The following is a 19,576-nucleotide window of genomic DNA, read 5'->3' as shown; positions in this document are numbered from 1 at the left end:
GATAAAATAAAAAAAACATCCAAAAACAGAGCAGTAGATTGATTTTTCGCAAATCATTTTTGCATTGCTTCGCATATTTATCATCTCCCTTGAGAAATGCCACTCGCTGCCGGAGAAGTACCATGATTTCAGTACTCAGCAATATCCAGGATGATATCTGCAATTATGCCGACGCTATTTCTGGCATAACCGGAACGGATGTTGAAATCATCGATGAATCCTTAATGCGCATCGCTGGCACCGGTAAATACCGACATATGCTCAATGAAAACGTGGCAAAAAATGGCTACATCTACCACCACGTTTTGCAGGTCCGAGAAACGGTTCTTATCAAAAACCCCGGCGAACATCCGCTGTGTCAGTTATGTGAAAAACACCACTACTGTTCTGAAATGCTGGATTTGAACGCACCAATTTTTCTCAACAATCGTGTGATTGGCGTGATCGGAATTATTTGCTCAACCCAGGCGCAGCGTGACGCGTTATTGAGCCAGATTGATAAATTTGTCACTTTTATTGAGCAAATCGCGGTAATGATCTCCAGTAAGGTCTTTGAATGTCTGGAGCGTTTACGCGCGCAGGAAACCCTCGGCGCATTTCGGCGTCTGATCGATGCCATGGACCGCGGCGTTGTAGCAATTGATGGCAATGGTCTTATCTGGCATGCCAATCATTCAGCCGATCGCATTCTCAACCGCGAAGTTCAGGGATTACCGCTGACCATTGAAACAACCGGGGACAGTTTGTATGGCGATGAAGAAGCATGGCTGACGCTTGAAGGCCAGAAACACCATGTACTGTGCAAACAAATTTCGCTCTCCTCGCTGGATAACGATCGCTTAACGATGGTCATCTTTCGTGATGCGCACGACTACCTGAGTAACCTTACTCCATCCCCTTATGAGTCTGACACGCAGGTGCGGCTGATTGGCCACTCTTCCTCAATGGAGCAGCTCAGAAGCACCATTAGCAAAATTGCCAACAGCTACGCCAGCGTGCTCATCACCGGGGAAAGCGGCTCGGGTAAAGAGGTCGTGGCATTTGCCATTCACCAAAACAGCCCCCGTAAAGCCGCCCCTTTCGTGACAATCAACTGCGCGGCAATCCCTGAGCAACTACTGGAAAGCGAACTGTTTGGCTATGTACGCGGTGCATTTAGCGGTGCAGATCCCAAAGGACGAATGGGGAAATTTGAACTGGCCAACGGCGGCAGCCTGTTTCTGGATGAGATCGGCGATATGCCGCTGCACCTGCAGGCCAAGCTGCTCAGGGTGTTGCAGGAAAAAGCGATCACCCGCGTGGGTTCTAATAACATCATTAATATTGATGTGCGCATTATTGCCGCGACCAACAAAAATATTAGCGCGATGGTGGAGAATAATCAGTTTCGCGAAGACCTTTTCTATCGCCTGAATGTCGTCCCTCTGGTGCTTCCTTCCCTGCGTGAACGCAGGGCTGATATCGCCGTCCTCGCACAATACTTTGCCGATGAGTTTTCGGTCAGTTACCAACGTGCACCGCAAAAACTGCCCGATGACGTTATTAATCGCCTTTATGCCTGGCACTGGCCGGGGAACATTCGTGAATTACGCAACGTCATCGAATACATTTTTGTGATGCGCGGAGAAGCCGCCGGGATCAACGCCAGCCATCTGCCTCCTTATTTACTCTCCCCGGCTGACAGCAGGAAAACCACGATGACCGCACAACCCCGACAGCTGGCGAACCAAGGAAAACAAGCGGAAAGGGACGCTATCGAAAATGCCATTCAGCGATTTGGTTCAAGCGTGGAGGGCAAAAAACAGGCTGCATCAGAACTGGGAGTCAGTATTGCCACGCTCTATCGAAAAATAAAACTGTATGGTTTGTGAGCCCCATTTTTTTAACAATTAAGCCCGCGTAGCGCGGGCTTTTGGTGGTTAAGTACAGGGATACTTAATCAAACACACCATTGATAACCGCGGTGACAATTGCCGTGCTCAGTGCAATCAACACCAGATTGTCGCCAACAACCTGCCATTCATAACCCGGGTAATATGGCAGTTGATTCAGCATCGAGGATGGGACACTTTTCTTAGCGATCCCCGGAGGAAGTGGTTTTCCTCGCGCCAGATTTTTGGCGATGCCCGGAGGCAGTGACTTATATCCCGTCAAACCATATCTGACGGCATATTGCCTGGCCACGTTATAGCTAATATCACTATCAACATGGTCCGGCTTGCCATAATTTTTACGCTGTTCCGATTGCGAGTTGTTTTTTGGGCCTGGGTTTCCTTTCTGGCTATGACTGCTATTACCCTTATTCCCACTATTACCATGGTTGCCGCTATTACCATTTCCGTTGCCATTACCGGGGTTAGCCGAAATGGGGATAGCGCACATCGACATCGCGGCAACGGCAACTAAAGCCGTTGCTAAAGTACGGAGCCTGGACATGATGATTCCTTAAGATATGGATACATACAAAATGTATGGTATTGCGTGAATATTGGCTATCGCTATGAATCCGATTTATTGGCAGAAAAACGCTGTCGCTTTGCAAAGTGAGCAGCTTTGATTGACCGTTTTTTAAATTAAAAACCGCCATTCCCGTTAACTCAGATCGGCAAGCGACAGGCACAGGATCTGAGCTTTTGGGAATAACTTCGCGAAAATGGAGAGAAAACGGCGTTTTTTTTCGGTTAAGCTATGTTCATGCTTTGGCGCTACCCATGGTCAGATTCACTATTCAGGAACCCACCCATAATGGCAAAAAGTACCCCGCAGCTGCCGCTCGACCCACATATGTGTCGCAGCTATGAAAAAAAGTCGCGAAGTCCGCTGGCGCTCTACTCAGAGTATCAGCGGATGGACGTCGAGCTGCGGGCTCCGCTGGCCATGACCTACAGCCACTGGCACGGTCAGGTTGAAGTGAATGTGCCGTTTGATGGCGATGTGGAGTACCTTTTCAATGACGAAGTGGTGAAAAGCAAACAGGGCTTTATCACGCTGTTCTGGGCCTGCACACCCCATCAGCTGACGGATGCCGGGCACTGTAAACAGATGGCCATCTTCAACTTACCGATGCATCTGTTTTTGTCCTGGCCGCTGGACAGGGAACTGATTAACCACGTGACGCATGGGATGGTGATTACGTCGCTTGCCTCGCAGCAGTTGAGTGCTTTTGAAGTGCAGCGCTGGCAGAGTGAACTCAACAGCGACAATGAGCAAATTCGTCAATTAGCCATTGATGAGATTGCCCTGATGCTCAAGCGATTTAGCCTCGCTGGCTGGCGGCCAGTGCTGGGTAACAAAACATCGCGCACCCAGAAAAACAGTATTTCACGGCATTCACAGTTTTACGTCAGCCAGATGCTGGAGTTTATTGCCGCAAACTGCGACAAACAGCTTACGGTCGATGCTATTGCCGAACACGTTAAGCTCAACCCAAATTATGCGATGGGCATTTTTCATCGCGTGATGCAACTAACAATGAAACAGTATATTACCGCAATGCGCATCAACCATGTGCGGGCTTTGCTCAGCGATACGGATAAAACAATTCTGGATATCGCTACAATTGCAGGTTTCCGATCCAGCAGCCGTTTTTATAGCTCATTTCATAAATACGTCGGCATGCCGCCGCAGCAGTATCGCAAACTGAGCCAACAGCGCCGAAATCATTCACCTTATGCCGAGGGGTAATTTATTCGTCAAACTCACTCTTACCTTACAACCAAAATATAAGCATCAGAATAGCAGGTCAAAATAGATAATCTGCAGCAGTTAATAAAATAGGGTTCAGCCATGAACTCTGGCAACTATGTTACTCAGTTATGGGTGACCTGTAGCAGGTATTTATTTGACGTGTTCAACCATTAACGATTGGGATGGAATTATGGAATTAAATAGCTGCACCGCCAACAACAGAAAGCCATTGTCTTTCTTTTGGTCAGTTTTACCCATGATAGTCATGCTGGGTGGAATTAGCATCGGATATTTTATCTTCAATATTCGAGCTGAACCCATGATCCTCATGGGAACCGCAACCGCCTCGTTTATCGCCATCGCTCACGGCTACACGTGGGATGACATTCTACAATCTATTTGCAATAAAATATCTGAAGCGCTTCCTGTCATATTAATCGTCGCCAGTATCGGTTTCTTAATTGGCGCATGGATGGTGTCAGGCACTATTCCAATGATGATTTATTATGGTCTGAAGTGGATTAACCCGCAGTATTTCTATATTTCAGCATTTATGCTGGGAGCGCTGATCTCAGTCTGTACCGGCACCTCCTGGGGATCTATCGGAACCGTCGGGATCGCCATGATTGGCGTAGCGATTGGTCTGAATGTTTCGCTGCCCATTGCTGCTGGCGCTATTGTCTCCGGCTGCTGGTTTGGTGATAAGCTTTCTCCGGTTTCTGACTCAACCAACATGGCGGCGCTGGCTGCCGGTGTAAACCTGTACTCGCATATCGGCCATCTGCTGTGGACCACCGGCCCGGGATTTATTATTTGCTGCGTCGTATACAGCTATATGGGCATGGGCATTGATGCCTCATCCAGCGCGCCAGCCAATATCACCAACTTGATGAACGCTATCGGCCAGATTTATCACTTTAACATTCTGCTACTGTTGCCACCGATCATCGTTTTGTATGGCTCACTGTCAAAAAGACCGCCAATCCCGATGCTCTTTTTATCCACAATAGTCTCGATGATTCTGGCATTAGCCTTTCAGCAATTTACCGCATCATCGGTTGGCGAATCCGTGGTTAGCGGTTTTAAGCTCGCGATGCTCACCGGAGATAACCTGCCAACACTGTCATCAGATGTTTCCCGCTTACTGGAACGAGGCGGCGCCATTTCAATGTTTAGCAGCTTCGTCACCGTCTTCAGCGCCTTCAGCTTTGCCGGCGCAATGAGTGCGACAGGCTCTTTGCACACCGTGATAAACGCGCTCACGAAAGGCGTTAAATCCACATTCCGCCTGGTGGCCACCACGATTGTGACGACGTTCACCATCTGTGCCTGTACGGCAAATGGAACCTTGCCACTGCTGCTGTGCGGCGATGCCTTTAAAGAAGAATATAAAAAACGAGGGCTTGCGACAAAGAACCTCTCGCGTACTACCGAAGATGCCGGAACCGTTGTCGAACCGATTATCCCTTGGTCTGCCTCGGGCGTTTATTGCGCCACGATGCTGGGCGTGGCGACGCTTGATTATTTGCCATGGGCAATCCTCTGCTACAGCGGCATCATCTTTGCCCTGCTGTGGGCGGCCACCGGTATTGGTATTGCTAAATATGAACCAAATGAAGCTACAGAGCATATGGTTGAGCAAAAATCATAGGCTAATAAATAGCTAAATATTGGCTACCACCAGGGTAAATTTAATATATCGATTAGATATACAGAAATATTCTTCACTGTTGCGTTGCTTAAACTATTTTTCAGAGACTGTCCAGGAGTCAGCAATGTCTTTGTTTGATGATATTGTCATAAGGGATGTTAATTGCCGTAAATACGGTCAATTACAACAGATGTACGGCACCACCGATGTATTACCGCTGTGGATTGCAGATATGGATTTTGTGACGCCAGAGCCAATCATGAGCACACTGCGTTCAGTGGTGTCGCAGCCGGTACAAGGCTACAACCTGGATTATCCGCAATGGAAAGAGTCCGTTATTCATTGGTATGCGCAACAGTATGATGTCGACATAAAGCCACACTGGTTGCATTTTATTCCCGGCGTCATAAAAACTATCGTGCTCTCTCTGATGGTGTTTACCCGACCAGGTGATAATATTTTAACCTGTACGCCAATATATGACCCCTACCCTAATCTGGTAAATACCAGCGGCAGGAATTTGATTCAAACGCGCCTCATTGAGAAAGAGGGTCATTACGAATTTGACTGGCATGATTTCAGCGAAAAACTCAAGCAGTGCAAAATGTTTCTTTTCCCTTCGCCGCATAATCCGGGCGGTATGGTGTGGTCGCGGGAAACGCTGGAAAAAGTAAGTCACTATTGTCAGCAAGCTGGCGTCATTATTCTCTCAGATGAAGTGCATAGTGATTTAACCCTGCCAGGCAAGCGCCATCTGCCGTTTTTTACTTTAGACGAAGCGACAGGGAGCCAGTCAATCGTGCTGACCTCAATCAGTAAAACCTTCAACACGGCGGCGATCCAGGGCGGAATTGCCATTATTAAAAATAATGAATTACGCCATCAGTTCTATGGTTTCCTGGATAACTGCTACCTTGCCGAGACACATTCATTACAGCAGGCGGCCATTTACAGCGCCTTTACCCATTGTGGCGACTGGCACCAAAAATTATTAGCCTACCTGGCCGACAATGTGGCGTTTGTTAAAAGTGAAATTGAAAAGCACTGTCCCTTAATCTCCATTGTGTATGGCGGAGCATCGTATCTTCTGTTTCTGAACGCGGAAAAAATGAATCTTAGCGATGAACAGCTAGGCGCATTTTTTGTGCAGGAAGCAAAACTGGGTCTGTCACCAGGCGCGCAATATGGCCCCGGTGGAGAGGGTCACATGAGACTCAACGTTGGGTGCCCGCGCTCGGTACTGGTAGAAGCGATGAACCGACTGAAAGCCGCGTACCAAAAACGACAGAACGCGTAGCGCGCATCACACTCTTTGCCCCGCCACGGTGGGGCAAAACTATACAAAGATGTTGCAGAACTGCTATAAAGTTTTTCCGTTCTGTCGGCTGGTGTTAAACTGGAAAGTGTGATCTTCATCATAACCTGCTTAAACAGAGAAAAGAGACACTGCTATGCAACATATCATTGAGGGCTTCCTCAACTTCCAAAAAGAGATTTTCCCTCAACGTAAGGAACTCTTTCGCAGCCTGGCATCCAGCCAGAATCCCAAAGCGCTTTTCATCTCCTGTTCCGATAGCCGCCTGGTGCCAGAACTCGTTACTCAGCAAGAGCCCGGACAGCTTTTCGTTATCCGCAACGCCGGTAATATCGTTCCGTCTTTTGGACCGGAACCCGGTGGCGTATCTGCTACGATTGAATACGCGGTTGTCGCACTTGGTGTGACGGATATCGTCATTTGCGGACACTCCAACTGCGGCGCGATGAAAGCCATTGCCGATAGCCAGCCTCTGGATCCGATGCCCGCGGTGGCTCACTGGTTGCACTATGCCGATGCCGCGAAAGCCGTGGTTGAGAAGAAAACCTGGGAAAACCCAATCGATAAAGTTAACGCCATGGTGGAAGAAAACGTTATCGCACAGCTCAATAATATTAAAACGCATCCTTGCGTCGCGGTTGGGCTGCGAAATAATGCGCTTCGTCTGCACGGCTGGGTATATGACATCGAAAGCGGTGAAATCCGTACCCTGGATAAAAACAGCAAAACCTACGTTTCCCTTGCTGATAACCCGCAGGTGCATTTCGAGTAAATCGTCCACTGGAGCAAGGATGCTCTGGAGAGCTTTTACCTACTTTTGTGCTATAGACAAAAAACATGCTTGCGACTAGTTTTAAAATAGCCACTGGTGTTCTCACATCAGTTTTCGCACATTCATACAACGTTGCGACAGGTCTCATGAACTGAGCCGCAAATAGCTGTTCATACATGATGCAGGCGATAAAAAGGAGCGGGTACGAATGCAAGCAAAAATAAAAAGAATAATAAATATGTTATTCTATCATGAGTCGTGGGATATCATGATTATTAAAGATCATGGTACACACTTATTTCCGAATAATACACTGGATATATTAAGTAAATCCGCTGCACAGCAGTTAAAAAAGAAATATACGTTTCAGGCCGATCCTTTTCTTATTGAAAAAGATGATAAACTGTATGTTTTTTATGAAGCTTTTAGCTTTCGCAACTCGAAAGGCACGCTCCGATGCCGTATTCTTGATCGTGAACTGGTTGAAATTGATGACGTGAAACTTGAAGGTTTTGACGACCTGATGTGTCATTTATCATTTCCGTTCCTGATTAATATTAACGATCAGCTCTTCATGATTCCTGAATCATCAGAAAGAAAAGAAGTGATACTGTTTCAGTCAGTAGAGTTTCCTACACGCTGGAAGAAAATTAAAGTTCTAATCTCTGATACCGAAGTGACAGATAACATTTTTCTTTCAATGAATGAGACCTGCTATCTTATGTCGACCACCATGGATAATAAAATAATTATTCATTCGGCAGAGCATCTCCACGGACAGTGGCAAAGAATTACTCCTGCATTGAAGGTGAGCAATCATCATCATCGGGGAGCGGGTGCGCCTTATCTTGCCGATAATAAAGTGTATTTCTTAACCCAGGAATGCACACCTGAAACATATGGAAAATCTATCTACATCAAAGAATTAGTCACACTGAATGACGCTACTTTTGATGAGAATCTGATCGAACAAATCAATTCGTCGATCAACCACAGTGATGGCGTTCACACGCTAAATTTCTCAAGTAACTATATTGCCTATGATACAAAAATAAATAAGTTCAGTCTGTTGGCAATCTTTAAAAAAATATCCTATAAGTGTATGATAAAATATAGAAACGTATACCTTTCCCGGCAAAATAACTGATCCACTGGATCCTTGGGTGGTATTGGTGGAAAATCGCTCGGGTTTTTAGCATTTTTCTGGAGTCTGTATGGCTATTCTTGTCACTGGTGGTGCAGGTTATATTGGTTCACATACTGTTTTAACGCTACTGGAAAGAGGCGATGATGTCGTTGTCATCGATAATCTGGCAAACGCCAGCCGTATCTCGCTGGACAGGGTCGCGGAACTCACAGGAAGGGAACCCATTGTCTATATCGCTGATGTTCTCGACAGGCAGGCATTAAAAAACATTTTCGCCAACCATAACATCACCGATGTCATTCATTTTGCGGGCCTCAAATCGGTTTCCGAGTCGATAAAAGAACCCCTTGCTTACTACGAAAACAACGTCACTGGAACGCTGGTTTTACTGGATGAGATGCTGGCCGCAGGCGTTAATCGATTCATTTTTAGCTCATCAGCTACGGTATACGGTAATCCGGAAAGCGTGCCGCTGAGCGAGCAATCGCGTACGGGGGGTACCACCAATCCGTACGGTACCTCTAAATTAATGGTCGAACAGATTCTGGCCGATTTCTCCCGCGCGCAGCCCGATTTCCGCATTACCTGCCTGCGCTATTTTAACCCAGTCGGCGCCCATCCATCGGGTCGGATTGGTGAGGATCCCAACGGTATCCCCAATAACCTGGTGCCGTACATCTCCCAGGTTGCGATTGGTAAGCTGAAAACCGTGTCGGTGTACGGTAATGACTATCCAACCCCCGACGGCACCGGCGTTCGTGATTATATCCACGTCATGGATTTGGCGACCGGCCATTTAGCCGCGCTGGATAGCCAGAACAAAGGCGCAGCCTACAAGGTGATTAATCTCGGTACCGGGGTCGGTTATTCCGTGATTAATCTGATTGAGGCGTTTGAAAAAGCGGCGCAGAAAAAAATAAGCTATCAGTTTGTCGACAGAAGGCCCGGCGACATTGCCGAATGTTGGTCTGACCCGTCACTGGCATACAAAGAGTTAGGCTGGAAGGCCATCTACAACCTTGATGAAATGATGCGTGACACCTGGAACTGGCAAAAAAACAACCCGAATGGTTATAACATCTGATGTACCCGGCAACGAGCCTGAGCCTCAGGCTCGTTGCCGTGACGGGTTAGCGTGCCGTTATCGTTGATACGCGATACCAGCCGCTGCTCTGCTTTCCTTCGTTGGCAAAGCTAATTCTTGCCGCCCCGGATTTATCCAGCATAGAAACCTCAATGGCGTATTGCCCTTTCGCCAGTCGACCCGGCATGGGCAATGCGTAGCTAACCTGATAAACGCCCGGGAGCCAACGTCGTATATCATCCGCCGCATTCCCCTGCGCCACTACCTTACTGGCGCTATCCACCACACGAAATGCCAGCGTGTAGGGCAGATAAATCGGTGCGATACCTTCGTTATACCAGGTACTGTTCAACCTCAACGTTTGTCCGCCGTCCCACACGGACTCATGGCTCAGAGACGCTAAGCGAAACCGATAGCCCAGTTTGGTCAGCGCGTCGTCAACAATCGGTCGATAATCGCTGGGTATCGCTCTCGATTTCAGGTTGATCGTGCTGGCGTGCTGCTTGACCGCCCAGTCAAAAATGCCCTGCACTTCGGCACGCGTATAGTGGAAGGTGTTCTTCCAGTCCTGCATATATGAACAGATTTCCAGACTGACCGGCGCACGTTTCCAGGCATCATTAAACCCCGTATAGCTCTGCTGTGCTGCCAGTAATCGCTGCGGGTAATCATCGGCCATATGGCTCCAGGAGTCCGAAAATACGCGCAGGTCACCCCAGCAATCCGCCCGCCATCCAGCCCCTCGCGCCACCGCATTCGCCAGGCTTTGCCCACCGCTCATCAACATTATTTTCGGCGTCGAAGGGAAGGCAGAAAAGTGCATTGCGACGTAGGGGTCTAACTGCGCGGTGGTGTACTGCTCCAACAGTGGTTTCAGATCAGGGAAATTGCTGTTATGCCATTCACCCCAGGCCCCCACCATGCCGATATCCACAAAAGCGAGATTCTCATTACCGTCGTAGCGTTTTCCGAATGCGTTCAGCAGACGCTGGCTGTACTCAATAAACAGTGGGTCGCTTAAATCCGGAATAAATGTTTTATTATCGGGCGTCCAGCCGCCTTTCACGCCTTTTTTAATCAGCCAATCGGGAATTTTTGTGCCATCCCCCGGATCGGCAAGCACCATAAACCGCAGCCCGACATTCATCGCGGGACGATGCGCTGCCGCGTATTTGAAGGCATCATCCACCAGCGCAAAATTATACTGACCTTCAACAGGCTCCAGCTCTCGCCAGTAAAATCGCTCGTATTCAAATCCGGTATTGGGATAGTCCGCCAGACCCAGCGTTTCACCGTACCCCTGATGGAAACTTGCCACGCCAATCCCCGGATTGGTTAGCGGGCCCGTTAATGCTTTGGGGGTTACGGTCGTTAATGCGGACATAACCGCCAACGGAAAGGACATCAACAACAGCGCAGAAACCCATTTACACTTCATCGCAGTGACGCCCTCCACAGGTTTGTTTACGCTAGCGGTTTTTCAGGCTTAACCACCAGTCCCATATACCCACATGAAAATTTTGGAACACATCAATACCTAATGCTGATTTGATCATATACAGCGTCAGCAACACGCAGCAGGTAACGAACAACACGGCAATCAGCAGCAAAAAAGTGAGCAATATTCTCGACAGGGTCGATTCCTGACGATGCTGCCGACGCAAATCTCTGCCAAACAAAAAAACCAGATAATAGCGTTTACTGAAAAAGGGAAAGCTTCGGCGAATATCGATCTGATGCCGCGAAGTCAGAGTCGAGGCCAGGATCGCTTTTTCCACCCCTTCTTTTTGTTCAGGGGTCAACCCTTGCGCAATCGGCTCGTCAAGATGAGCATAAAATCGTTCGATGACGGGAGGACGATTTTGAGGACTGGTCAAAATTAACCTATATCTTTATCAATTGAGTGATAGACGTTAATCGTCTTTTTGGCGATTTCATGCCAGTTGTAGTTTTGCAAATATACACGATAGTCCACGCTATTGGTTGCCGCCCACTCGGTTAATTTTTCGGCCAGGCTGGTCACATCCCCCACCTTAAAATAGGCCTCGGACGGCAGTTGAACTTCGAGGTTAGCCGGAATATCACTGACGACGGCAGGAAGAGAAAATGACATCGCTTCCAGCAGCGCAATGGGCAATCCTTCATGGTATGAAGGCATCACAAACATCTGGGCCTGCGAAAACACCGCCTGAAGCTCATCACCACGCAAGAACCCCGTCATCACAACGCCAGGCGTGTCCGCGGCAAGCTTTTTGAGGCGAATGCTGTATTCGGTCGGATGATCCGCATCGCCAATTAACACTAACGGCATAGTTAAACCGCTGCGCTGATAAGCGGCGATGGCATCATGCATCCCTTTTTCTTCCACAAATCGCCCAACCACCACGAGGTAGTTTTTCGGCTGCAGCCCAAAGCGGGAGAGCGTATTGTCGATGGTCAGCGCAGATAACGACCGCGGCTCGTTGACGCCATTGTGAATTAAATGCGCATCATAGCGAGCGTGTTTTTTCTGGATCAGTTGATTAATAACCTCAGAAATCACAATCACTTCGTTGGCATATCTCACTGCCCAACGCTCACCCAGCAGCAATATTTTTTTGGCAACGAATCCCCATTTTTGACGATCGTAATCAGGTCCATGGTGGGTGAACACCACCTTCTTCCCTAACATGCGTAATAATGGGATCACAAGCCCAGGCCCGATAGCATGGACATGCACAATATCCGAATGGTCGATACTTGTCCTAAATGCCGCTAAAACAGAATGGACAATCGCTTCCAGCGAGCGCTTTTTGGGTGCCCACAGCGCGTAGGTTTCAACTTTCTTATATAACGATCGTTTGTAATTTACATACGGCGAGCGTGCAATCACGCAAATATCAACGTCCAACTGCTGCTTAATGGCAGGATATAGATTCTGACAGTGTGTCTCCACCCCGCCCAATACATCGGGAATACCACGCGTACCAAAAACCGTTATTTTTTTACTCATACTATGGCCTGCTCAGCAGTTCTTTATAGAGCGCCAGTAGAGTATCCATATGTTTACTCAGCGCATATTTTTCACTCAATCGCGCACGACCCTGTAAGCCCATGACCCGCGCCTTCTCTGGCGAGTCGGCCAGTGCATCCAGCGCATTTGCTAACTCCTGCGCATTGCCAGGTTCGAATAAAATCCCTTCGATACCGTCACGAATTTGTTCCGGGATGCCGCCGATGCGCGATCCGATCACCGGCTTGCCTAAGGACATCGCCTCTAATATCGCCATAGAACAGTTTTCATAGCATTCTGAAGGAAGGATCACTGCCCGCGCATGCTTAATAAGGTTATCGAGAGCTTCCCCTTGTTGCACATAACCTAAAAACTCAACGTCCGGGTATTGGGCGACTAATTCATCGTGCAGGGGACCGTGCCCCACAATTTTCAGCGGCGCTTTGTTCTGCATTTTCTCATGCGCCGCCAATAACGTTGCCACGCCCTTTTCACGGCTCAGGCGACCGAAGTACAGCATATAGCCCGCATCGCTTACCTCACCCAGAGGACGGCTGTCATCAACGCCATTGACGATAACATCAATGCGCGAATTCGGCAGCGTACGCAACAATACGCCGCGTAAAAAGACGCTCGGCGAAACGATCACATCCAGCGCCTGGTAATTTTGCGCAATATACTGCCAGGTCGCCTCTAAAGAGAGCAGGAGGCTTTTTGAAGCGGAGCCTTCCTGGCAACGATACCTGAAGGCATTGAAAACCGTCCCGGTAATACAGGAATCACACACTTTACCGTCGCGCAGCATGGAATAGGCAGGACAGACGATCTTATAGTCATGCGCGGTCAGCACCGTTTTGCAGCCAAAATTGCGGGCCACTTTAATCAACGCCGGCGTTAACTGATGGTAAATGTTATGGAAGTGGACGATATCCGGACGCTCTTTTTGTAGTAGCGCCAGCATCTTTTTGCAGGCCTGCGAATTATGAATAAAGTTAACCGCCGTTTTGAGCCCGCCCAGCAGATTGCGCTCTTGGTGGTAGTCCACATTGCTGACGAAATAATCCGCATAGTCCGAAGGGAAATTGTTCTCATGCTGCATCGAGAAATCAATAACCTGTACTCCGGCCTGTTTCAGCATCTCGCGCTCTTGAAAATAAACGGTTTCCGCGCCGCCTTTAATGAAAAAAAACTTATTCACTAATAAAACTTTCATTGCGCCAGCCTTAGTTATTCATGAATGATTTTACTGTCAGGCGGAGTCAACGGATCGCGTACTGGTTTAGTCAACCCTTTAACAAGTCCCGCAGAAAGCACGGCCAGGTTCATTACGCTCTGCAATCCGTTCAATAACGATCGATTCTGCACGGTTTTCAAGATAATAAATGCAAGCAAGGGTAGAAATGCAATATCGAAAAGTTCGAGATTGAAGGTCACCGCCGCAATAAACAAGGCAATCAGATACACAGAAAAAATCGCCTCATTCTTAACCATTTTTAACGCTTTGCCGAAATAAGGTTTTCCCCACGCACAACGTAAAAGCTCGCCCGGTGCCTGATAGTATCCGCTTTTCCAGCGGTGCTTCAGCATCTGAAAGGTCGGCATGGTATGCGAAGTATGAATAAAATACGGAATATTCAGACGGCGTAGTTTATAACCCGCATCGAGCAAACGCAGGCCAAGTTCGGCTTCTTCATAAGCGTGCAAATTACGGTTGGTGAGATAACCAATTTTCTCAATCGCAGAGCGGCGATATAACCCACCACCGCCTAAATGGTCGCTATCTCCAAGCGGATAGATTTTACTAATACGCTGCTTACGCGATTTAAATTCATAGTTAACGGCATCGTCCATTTCAACGGTTCCCGCGACACCTGCATATTCCGGCTCAGCCTGCAAAAAAGCGACAGCCTGATCCACAAAGCCCTCTTCCAGCTCCATGTCGCCGTCCATCAGCAACAGATATTCCCCTTCACTATACAGATAACCTAACTGATGCCCGACGCCGCAGCAGCGATCGCCTGGGTCAGTTAAAGAGACCACGGTCACCCCTTTATCGATCGCAAGCTGTTGGGTGTTATCCGTTGACAGGCTATCTGCCACTATAATTTTATGTGGATAATCAACAAGCTGCCTGCGGATACTGTCTATCGTTTTCTCAATACATTCAGATTCATTGAGTGTTTTAATACTCACTGAAATAAACGGTTTTTGGTCCATACAATTACCCTACACAGCGAAGGACGGTTCGACGAATCACTAAACTTGATCCTAGTGATAAATAGAACAGGAATTGTAACATCGGTGTAATCATCAGTATCTGGCTGTAAGGTAAGCTAATTAAGCAACTGATAGCAAAAGCGTTAAACGCCGGTGCAAAGCTCAGCAACTGAAGATCCTGCTGGTCCAGTTGTTCAAGCGTCAGTAATGGCTTTGGCTGACAAACTTTCAGGATATAAATGAATAAGCTAATAAAAAGTAACGTGCCGATCACCCCGACTTCCCACAGCAGCATACTCAGGGAAGTCGAGTCGAGAATTAAGTTATAAATGATATTCAAAAAGCCCGGCGACACCGTACTCCCACTGTTTGTGGCGTTGAGCCCATAACCAAATAACGTTCCTGAAAGCCCCCACAGATCGTTATTTTTCAACCAGAACAGGAACGTCGTAAAGCGCCCTAACTCCCCGGTAGACATGATGTAGTTCGGGTCAAAGATATAGCTTAAGGAGTCGATGAAAATGCTTAACGAGCTTTTCGACGGATCGCCGCCAAACGCGGAAGAATAATAGTACGCGAGGATCACTATCGACAGGCTAATAAGCAGCAGCATGTCCGCCACAATAACCAACAGCGTTTTCAGATTAACCTTACTGACGTCTTTGACGTAGCTCGGTGAGATCCACACCCACGCGAGGAACAGAGGTGACAGCAGAATGACGAACTTCACTTCACCAATAATACATAGCCCGATCCCAAGAACAATGTGCAACGCCATGGACTTGAACGAGGTCAACCCGTGCTTATACTCAGAGACTTTTAACAACATAATCAACAGGCAAAACAGGCCCATCGCAGCAGTGTTACCGCCCCCCATGGGGTCACCGCCAAACGTACCAACCACGGAGTCCCATTTCTCATCTTCGCCACGCACCGCAACGCGCTGGGGAACGACCAGCAAAACCTGATAAATCATTACCGGGATTTGCGCGTAAAACACCCAGTACAGATAGCGCGTTGCACGGTAAACCTGCGACTCCCGGCAAAATCCCAGCAGCAAACAGATCATCACCAGTGACAATGCGATTTCATTTTTAAATGCCACAATCGCGACGGTGATCCCGCCCTGAATCAGCGTCGATGTTCCGGCCAGTATCAGGAACGAAAAATACAACGCCAGGACAATCGTCTCCTGCGCATCCAGCTGCAGCGAGCCATCACGCGTCTGCATCACCAATAATCCCACCATCAACAGGGTCAGGAAAAAGGGGATCCATAGCACCGACTGCATGCCGGTAAAGTATTGCACCAGGCCACACAGGATCAGCGTGACAAAGCTAAAAACCTGTAAATAGTATCCGGTATTCAGCGTCATAGTATCACCGGCTTGTCTTTCAGAAGATTGGCTCGCTTATTCATTTTCAGATAAATGAAGGCGTAGCGAATAAATGTCAGTGAAGAAAACAGGATAACCGACGTAGCATAATCTTTATGAAAATAGGGAATGACGACAAATGCGAATAACACAATCGCCAGCTGTTCCAGTTGGATACGCAGAAAATAGCGGTGGGAACCAAAAATAAGCTCAATCACCGTCAGAGGGCTTATCGCCAGCGCCGGGAATAAATAGGGCAACATGTAGCGCGACGTCTCAATGGAGTTAATCCAGTCTTCGCTAAAGCCCAGACGCATCACTATTGGATAGAAAATAAACACCCCGAGAGTACAGATAACCCCCAGAACCAACAGTAGCAACCGTACCCTGGTATATTCCTGATAATTAAAGGTGTTATTTCTGAAGTCGATAGACCACTTGGAAAAAATAGTATTGCGCACTGCATTGCCGATGATCACCACCGGCGCCAGGCAAAAGCGGCTAACCACGGAAAAATAACCTGCCGTCAGCGCCGAGAACCAAAAGTTAATCAACATAATCGGCAAATTGCTGCTGGCCATCGCCAGCACTTCCGCACTACCGACTTTGGTAATGTGATGGATATTTTGTTTGAAAAAATGCCAGTTACTGGCAGGTCGCAAATGTCTGGCCGCCACGGAACGAATATCAAATGAATGCAAAATACAGCTTATGGTCAGCACCATCGTCGCGCAGGCCCATGACCAATAAAACAGTTGCACCTGATGCGTAACCAGAACCGAAAGTAATACCACCACAGAGACAGAGATGCGCTGGAAAATCAGAAAACGAAAATTGGCCGTGCGCAGCGACAGGTTTTCCGAGATTAAAACCCACGCCGTCGCCAGCGTCAGCAAATAGAGGAACATGATGTTCTGGTGAAACAGCCACGCTGTCAGTACGGCGTACGGTAAGGCAATGATCGTGCTTTGGATCAGGCAAAAAACGACGTTCTGTACCAGTTCGTCGTCGTGCTGTTTTGGAATTAAAAGCTGCGATGCAAAGGTGCACACCTGCGCGCCCACCACGGCGATGCTGTAATTGAGCGCATAAAGCCCCACCTCAGCCATATCGTACTTGTGCGAAATCAACCAGATAGACAGCGCACCAATCAACTGCGAGATGACTGATGAACCGGCTATCGTGGAAGCGCTCTTCAGTAGACTCATACCCGGCCTGGCGTCGTCATCAGTTGATCGGTACTGAAGTTAAGTGAACGCAGACCCTCCTGGGTTTCAAGATCTTTTTCTTCAACCGCATTGAGTACCGCGCCAATCACCACGCCGTTATTTTCCTCAATCTTATCCAGCGCGCTGGCGATGTGTCCCGCCGACTCCACCCCGGCTTTCACAATGAAAACAACCCCATCGACGGCACGTTTGATCAGTTGAACATCCTGACTCTGATTCACAGCAGCCACATCAATAATGATGCGCTGATAATGCGATTTCAGTTCGCGCATTAAGGGTTCAACATGCTCCGACGACAACATCAGTAAAGAAGAGATGGTGCTCTTGCCGTGCGCAATAAAGTCGAGATTATCACTGAGCGTGATCCGCGCCTGTTCCAGCTGAGTCTCTCCGCGCAGCAGCTCAGCCAGGCCTGCGGATGTAGGTGATGCCAGTTCAGAAGAAAGCCCGCCCGTATTAAAGAAATCCGCATCAATAAGCAGCGTTTTCTGGTCAAAACTAAAGGAGTTCGCTAACAGATTCGCCAACAAAGAACGCCCATCACCGTGTTCCGTCGATGCCACGGCGAGCGTCTGTAATGGACGATTATCCAGCATAATCCGGGTACGGATACCGTGCACAATATCAGCATTCAGCGGGTTCTTCAGGATCATGTCCCGCACTTGCGCACGCCCTGAGGTTCCACTAAAACGACGGATTTCGCCCAGCGGGGTAACGTTGAGGCGCTTTTTCATGCGACTCAGGCTGGCGATTGAGTTATCCATCGCCGCTTTGACAATGAAATACATGATGCTGAACACGACCACCAGCATGACCACCATCACCAACAGCAGTGATTTATTCGGCTTCGCCGGTTTTAATGCGGGAACTGCGGGATCGTATAACACCGCATCGGCATTCACGCCGGACAGCGACAGCTCCTGAGTACGCTGATAGAGCGATTTATACAGGTCTTCCATTTTATCTAACGACAGTTTTTGGCCGTTCCAGGCATCCCGTTTTGACGCCATTTTCTGGAAGATCTCTTTCTGCTGTTCCACCTGTTGCTGATAGTTCTTTTCATCCGCCAGCGCCGCCAGATATTGCTGACGTAAGCCGACTTTCAGCTCACCCAACACCCGTCCTGTTTGGCTTTGGATCGACTGAACATCGGCCTCTGCTTTTAAAATGGCGGGGTTTTTTGGCCCATAAACTTTGCGCAGTTCAGACAACGTACGCTGCGCCTGAATCAACGCAATGCGCAGATCCTGAATCTGAGCATGGTTAGAGACCGAAGGCAGCGAGATAACGCTCTCGGCGGACTTCCCTGCTCCATTCACCTCGTTATAAACGGATTCAGCGGCAACACGACGTTGGGTCGCGTCGGCCAGACGATTGGTCACGATACTTAACTGCTCAGTTTCAAAACCATCGATACCGCGAAAGGTCAACAGCCCGGCATTTTTCAGATAGCTTTCCATCTCTTCTTTTTGCTTCGCTATCGACTTCTGAATCTCTTCCATTTTTTCATAATTCAGTTCGCGGGCTTTCTCTACTTTCTGACGCTTTTGCTCCAGCGTATAGTTGATGAAAGCCTGCGCGACGCCGTTGGCGATATCAGCCGCAACCTGGGGCGAAGTCGATTCATAGGTAATAGAGGCGAGGTTCGTTGTCCGAATACCGATGACATTCAGGTTTTTCGACAACGTTTTCAGCGCCAGCTCCATTCTCAGTTGCCGACTTTCACTGCTATCAGCGCCCTGAGCATCGGCTTTTTCCCCGGTAAATGCCGGGTTTTCATCCAGCTTCATATCGCGAACGGCTTGCTCGAGCACAATTCGTGAATGCATCAACGCATATTGCGTTTCGTAGTAACCACTGCGCGTTGAATCGAAACCATCAACCTGTGGGAACGGAGAAACGTTATCGGCCTGCGCCTTAATCAGCACCGTCGCCGTTGATACATACTTTGAGGACATCATGCTGATTAACGGATAAGCCACGACCCCGGCAACGATACCGGCCAGCGCGATTTTCCAGGCGTTCTTTTTCAGCGCTTTGGCAAAGCGGGAGAATTCAACAGTGCTTTCTCGTTTTTTGCCGTTTTCCACTATTGATAGTTTCATCG

Annotated in this window: 16 protein-coding genes; 7 read left to right on the top strand and 9 right to left on the bottom strand. The window is 48.3% G+C overall.

Annotated features, from left to right (window positions below; genetic code table 11):
* The first annotated feature begins 122 nt into the window (after positions 1–122).
* Positions 123–1,871 carry a sigma-54 interaction domain-containing protein gene (locus GFC06_RS10150; protein WP_049270992.1) on the top strand — a complete coding sequence of 583 codons (1,749 nt, stop codon included), beginning with the start codon at positions 123–125 and terminating at the stop codon, positions 1,869–1,871.
* Positions 1,872–1,935: 64 nt separating this feature from the next.
* Here GFC06_RS10150 and GFC06_RS10145 read toward each other — a convergent pair whose 3' ends face one another.
* Positions 1,936–2,436 carry an anti-virulence regulator CigR family protein gene (locus tag GFC06_RS10145; protein ID WP_153690113.1) on the bottom strand — a complete coding sequence of 167 codons (501 nt, stop codon included), beginning with the start codon at positions 2,434–2,436 and terminating at the stop codon, positions 1,936–1,938.
* A 309-nt stretch (positions 2,437–2,745) separates the two neighbouring features.
* On the opposite strand from GFC06_RS10145, the gene melR reads away from it, so the two are divergent.
* The 6 genes from melR to galE all read left to right on the top strand — a co-directional run bounded on the left by melR (position 2,746) and on the right by galE (position 9,656).
* Entirely contained in the window at positions 2,746–3,684 is a 939-nt protein-coding gene (gene melR, locus GFC06_RS10140) for a transcriptional regulator MelR (RefSeq protein ID WP_016154104.1), read from the top strand.
* 193 nt (positions 3,685–3,877) lie between these two features.
* Complete coding sequence (nhaC, locus tag GFC06_RS10135) at positions 3,878–5,338, top strand: Na+/H+ antiporter NhaC (RefSeq protein ID WP_016154105.1); 1,461 nt, start codon at positions 3,878–3,880, stop codon at positions 5,336–5,338.
* A gap of 124 nt (positions 5,339–5,462) precedes the next feature.
* Complete coding sequence (locus tag GFC06_RS10130) at positions 5,463–6,635, top strand: MalY/PatB family protein (RefSeq protein WP_103766777.1); 1,173 nt, start codon at positions 5,463–5,465, stop codon at positions 6,633–6,635.
* A gap of 154 nt (positions 6,636–6,789) precedes the next feature.
* Entirely contained in the window at positions 6,790–7,425 is a 636-nt protein-coding gene (locus tag GFC06_RS10125) for a carbonic anhydrase (RefSeq protein WP_047499502.1), read from the top strand.
* 208 nt (positions 7,426–7,633) lie between these two features.
* Entirely contained in the window at positions 7,634–8,572 is a 939-nt protein-coding gene (locus GFC06_RS10120) for a glucosamine inositolphosphorylceramide transferase family protein (RefSeq protein WP_153690112.1), read from the top strand.
* Between the two features lie 67 nt (positions 8,573–8,639).
* Positions 8,640–9,656 (top strand): UDP-glucose 4-epimerase GalE, encoded by a 1,017-nt coding sequence (gene galE / locus GFC06_RS10115; protein WP_016154109.1) that lies wholly within the window; start codon positions 8,640–8,642, stop codon positions 9,654–9,656.
* Between the two features lie 46 nt (positions 9,657–9,702).
* Here galE and GFC06_RS10110 read toward each other — a convergent pair whose 3' ends face one another.
* The 8 genes from GFC06_RS10110 to GFC06_RS10075 are packed head-to-tail and all read right to left on the bottom strand — an operon-like array spanning position 9,703 to position 19,574.
* The gene (locus GFC06_RS10110) at positions 9,703–11,094 is read right to left on the bottom strand and encodes a DUF4832 domain-containing protein (RefSeq protein ID WP_153690111.1); all 1,392 of its coding nucleotides are present in this window, start codon (positions 11,092–11,094) and stop codon (positions 9,703–9,705) included.
* Between the two features lie 31 nt (positions 11,095–11,125).
* Positions 11,126–11,533 carry a hypothetical protein gene (locus tag GFC06_RS10105; RefSeq protein ID WP_016154111.1) on the bottom strand — a complete coding sequence of 136 codons (408 nt, stop codon included), beginning with the start codon at positions 11,531–11,533 and terminating at the stop codon, positions 11,126–11,128.
* A gap of 2 nt (positions 11,534–11,535) precedes the next feature.
* On the bottom strand, positions 11,536–12,648 hold the full coding sequence (locus GFC06_RS10100) for a glycosyltransferase family 4 protein (protein ID WP_153690110.1): 1,113 nt from the start codon (positions 12,646–12,648) through the stop codon (positions 11,536–11,538).
* Between the two features lies 1 nt (position 12,649).
* On the bottom strand, positions 12,650–13,861 hold the full coding sequence (locus GFC06_RS10095; protein WP_047358833.1) for a glycosyltransferase family 4 protein: 1,212 nt from the start codon (positions 13,859–13,861) through the stop codon (positions 12,650–12,652).
* A gap of 14 nt (positions 13,862–13,875) precedes the next feature.
* Positions 13,876–14,865: a glycosyltransferase gene (locus GFC06_RS10090; RefSeq protein ID WP_016154114.1), complete on the bottom strand. Its 990-nt coding sequence runs from the start codon at positions 14,863–14,865 to the stop codon at positions 13,876–13,878.
* 4 nt (positions 14,866–14,869) lie between these two features.
* The gene (locus GFC06_RS10085; RefSeq protein WP_153690109.1) at positions 14,870–16,240 is read right to left on the bottom strand and encodes a capsular biosynthesis protein; all 1,371 of its coding nucleotides are present in this window, start codon (positions 16,238–16,240) and stop codon (positions 14,870–14,872) included.
* A complete protein-coding gene (locus tag GFC06_RS10080) occupies positions 16,237–17,448 on the bottom strand; it encodes a lipopolysaccharide biosynthesis protein (protein ID WP_141875553.1) in 1,212 nt (403 codons plus the stop codon). The genes GFC06_RS10085 and GFC06_RS10080 overlap by 4 nt, the downstream gene beginning before the upstream one ends.
* A complete protein-coding gene (locus tag GFC06_RS10075; RefSeq protein ID WP_153690108.1) occupies positions 17,445–19,574 on the bottom strand; it encodes a GumC family protein in 2,130 nt (709 codons plus the stop codon). The genes GFC06_RS10080 and GFC06_RS10075 overlap by 4 nt, the downstream gene beginning before the upstream one ends.
* Between the last annotated feature and the right edge of the window lie 2 nt (positions 19,575–19,576).

Origin of the sequence: Citrobacter braakii (assembly GCF_009648935.1) — a bacterium.
In the GTDB taxonomy this organism is placed as follows: domain Bacteria; phylum Pseudomonadota; class Gammaproteobacteria; order Enterobacterales; family Enterobacteriaceae; genus Citrobacter; species Citrobacter braakii.
Note: the sequence above shows the minus strand (reverse complement) of the source record. Positions and strands in the feature narration are given on the sequence as shown.

What these genes read in the sequence shown, in the direction of transcription:
- GFC06_RS10150 (WP_049270992.1), top strand. Translation starts at nt 123, where the DNA reads ATGATTTCAGTACTCAGCAATATCCAGGATGATATCTGCAATTATGCC.
- GFC06_RS10145 (WP_153690113.1), bottom strand. Translation starts at nt 2,436, where the DNA reads ATGTCCAGGCTCCGTACTTTAGCAACGGCTTTAGTTGCCGTTGCCGCG.
- melR (WP_016154104.1), top strand. Translation starts at nt 2,746, where the DNA reads ATGGCAAAAAGTACCCCGCAGCTGCCGCTCGACCCACATATGTGTCGC.
- nhaC (WP_016154105.1), top strand. Translation starts at nt 3,878, where the DNA reads ATGGAATTAAATAGCTGCACCGCCAACAACAGAAAGCCATTGTCTTTC.
- GFC06_RS10130 (WP_103766777.1), top strand. Translation starts at nt 5,463, where the DNA reads ATGTCTTTGTTTGATGATATTGTCATAAGGGATGTTAATTGCCGTAAA.
- GFC06_RS10125 (WP_047499502.1), top strand. Translation starts at nt 6,790, where the DNA reads ATGCAACATATCATTGAGGGCTTCCTCAACTTCCAAAAAGAGATTTTC.
- GFC06_RS10120 (WP_153690112.1), top strand. Translation starts at nt 7,634, where the DNA reads ATGCAAGCAAAAATAAAAAGAATAATAAATATGTTATTCTATCATGAG.
- galE (WP_016154109.1), top strand. Translation starts at nt 8,640, where the DNA reads ATGGCTATTCTTGTCACTGGTGGTGCAGGTTATATTGGTTCACATACT.
- GFC06_RS10110 (WP_153690111.1), bottom strand. Translation starts at nt 11,094, where the DNA reads ATGAAGTGTAAATGGGTTTCTGCGCTGTTGTTGATGTCCTTTCCGTTG.
- GFC06_RS10100 (WP_153690110.1), bottom strand. Translation starts at nt 12,648, where the DNA reads ATGAGTAAAAAAATAACGGTTTTTGGTACGCGTGGTATTCCCGATGTA.
- GFC06_RS10095 (WP_047358833.1), bottom strand. Translation starts at nt 13,861, where the DNA reads ATGAAAGTTTTATTAGTGAATAAGTTTTTTTTCATTAAAGGCGGCGCG.
- GFC06_RS10090 (WP_016154114.1), bottom strand. Translation starts at nt 14,865, where the DNA reads ATGGACCAAAAACCGTTTATTTCAGTGAGTATTAAAACACTCAATGAA.
- GFC06_RS10085 (WP_153690109.1), bottom strand. Translation starts at nt 16,240, where the DNA reads ATGACGCTGAATACCGGATACTATTTACAGGTTTTTAGCTTTGTCACG.
- GFC06_RS10080 (WP_141875553.1), bottom strand. Translation starts at nt 17,448, where the DNA reads ATGAGTCTACTGAAGAGCGCTTCCACGATAGCCGGTTCATCAGTCATC.
- GFC06_RS10075 (WP_153690108.1), bottom strand. Translation starts at nt 19,574, where the DNA reads ATGAAACTATCAATAGTGGAAAACGGCAAAAAACGAGAAAGCACTGTT.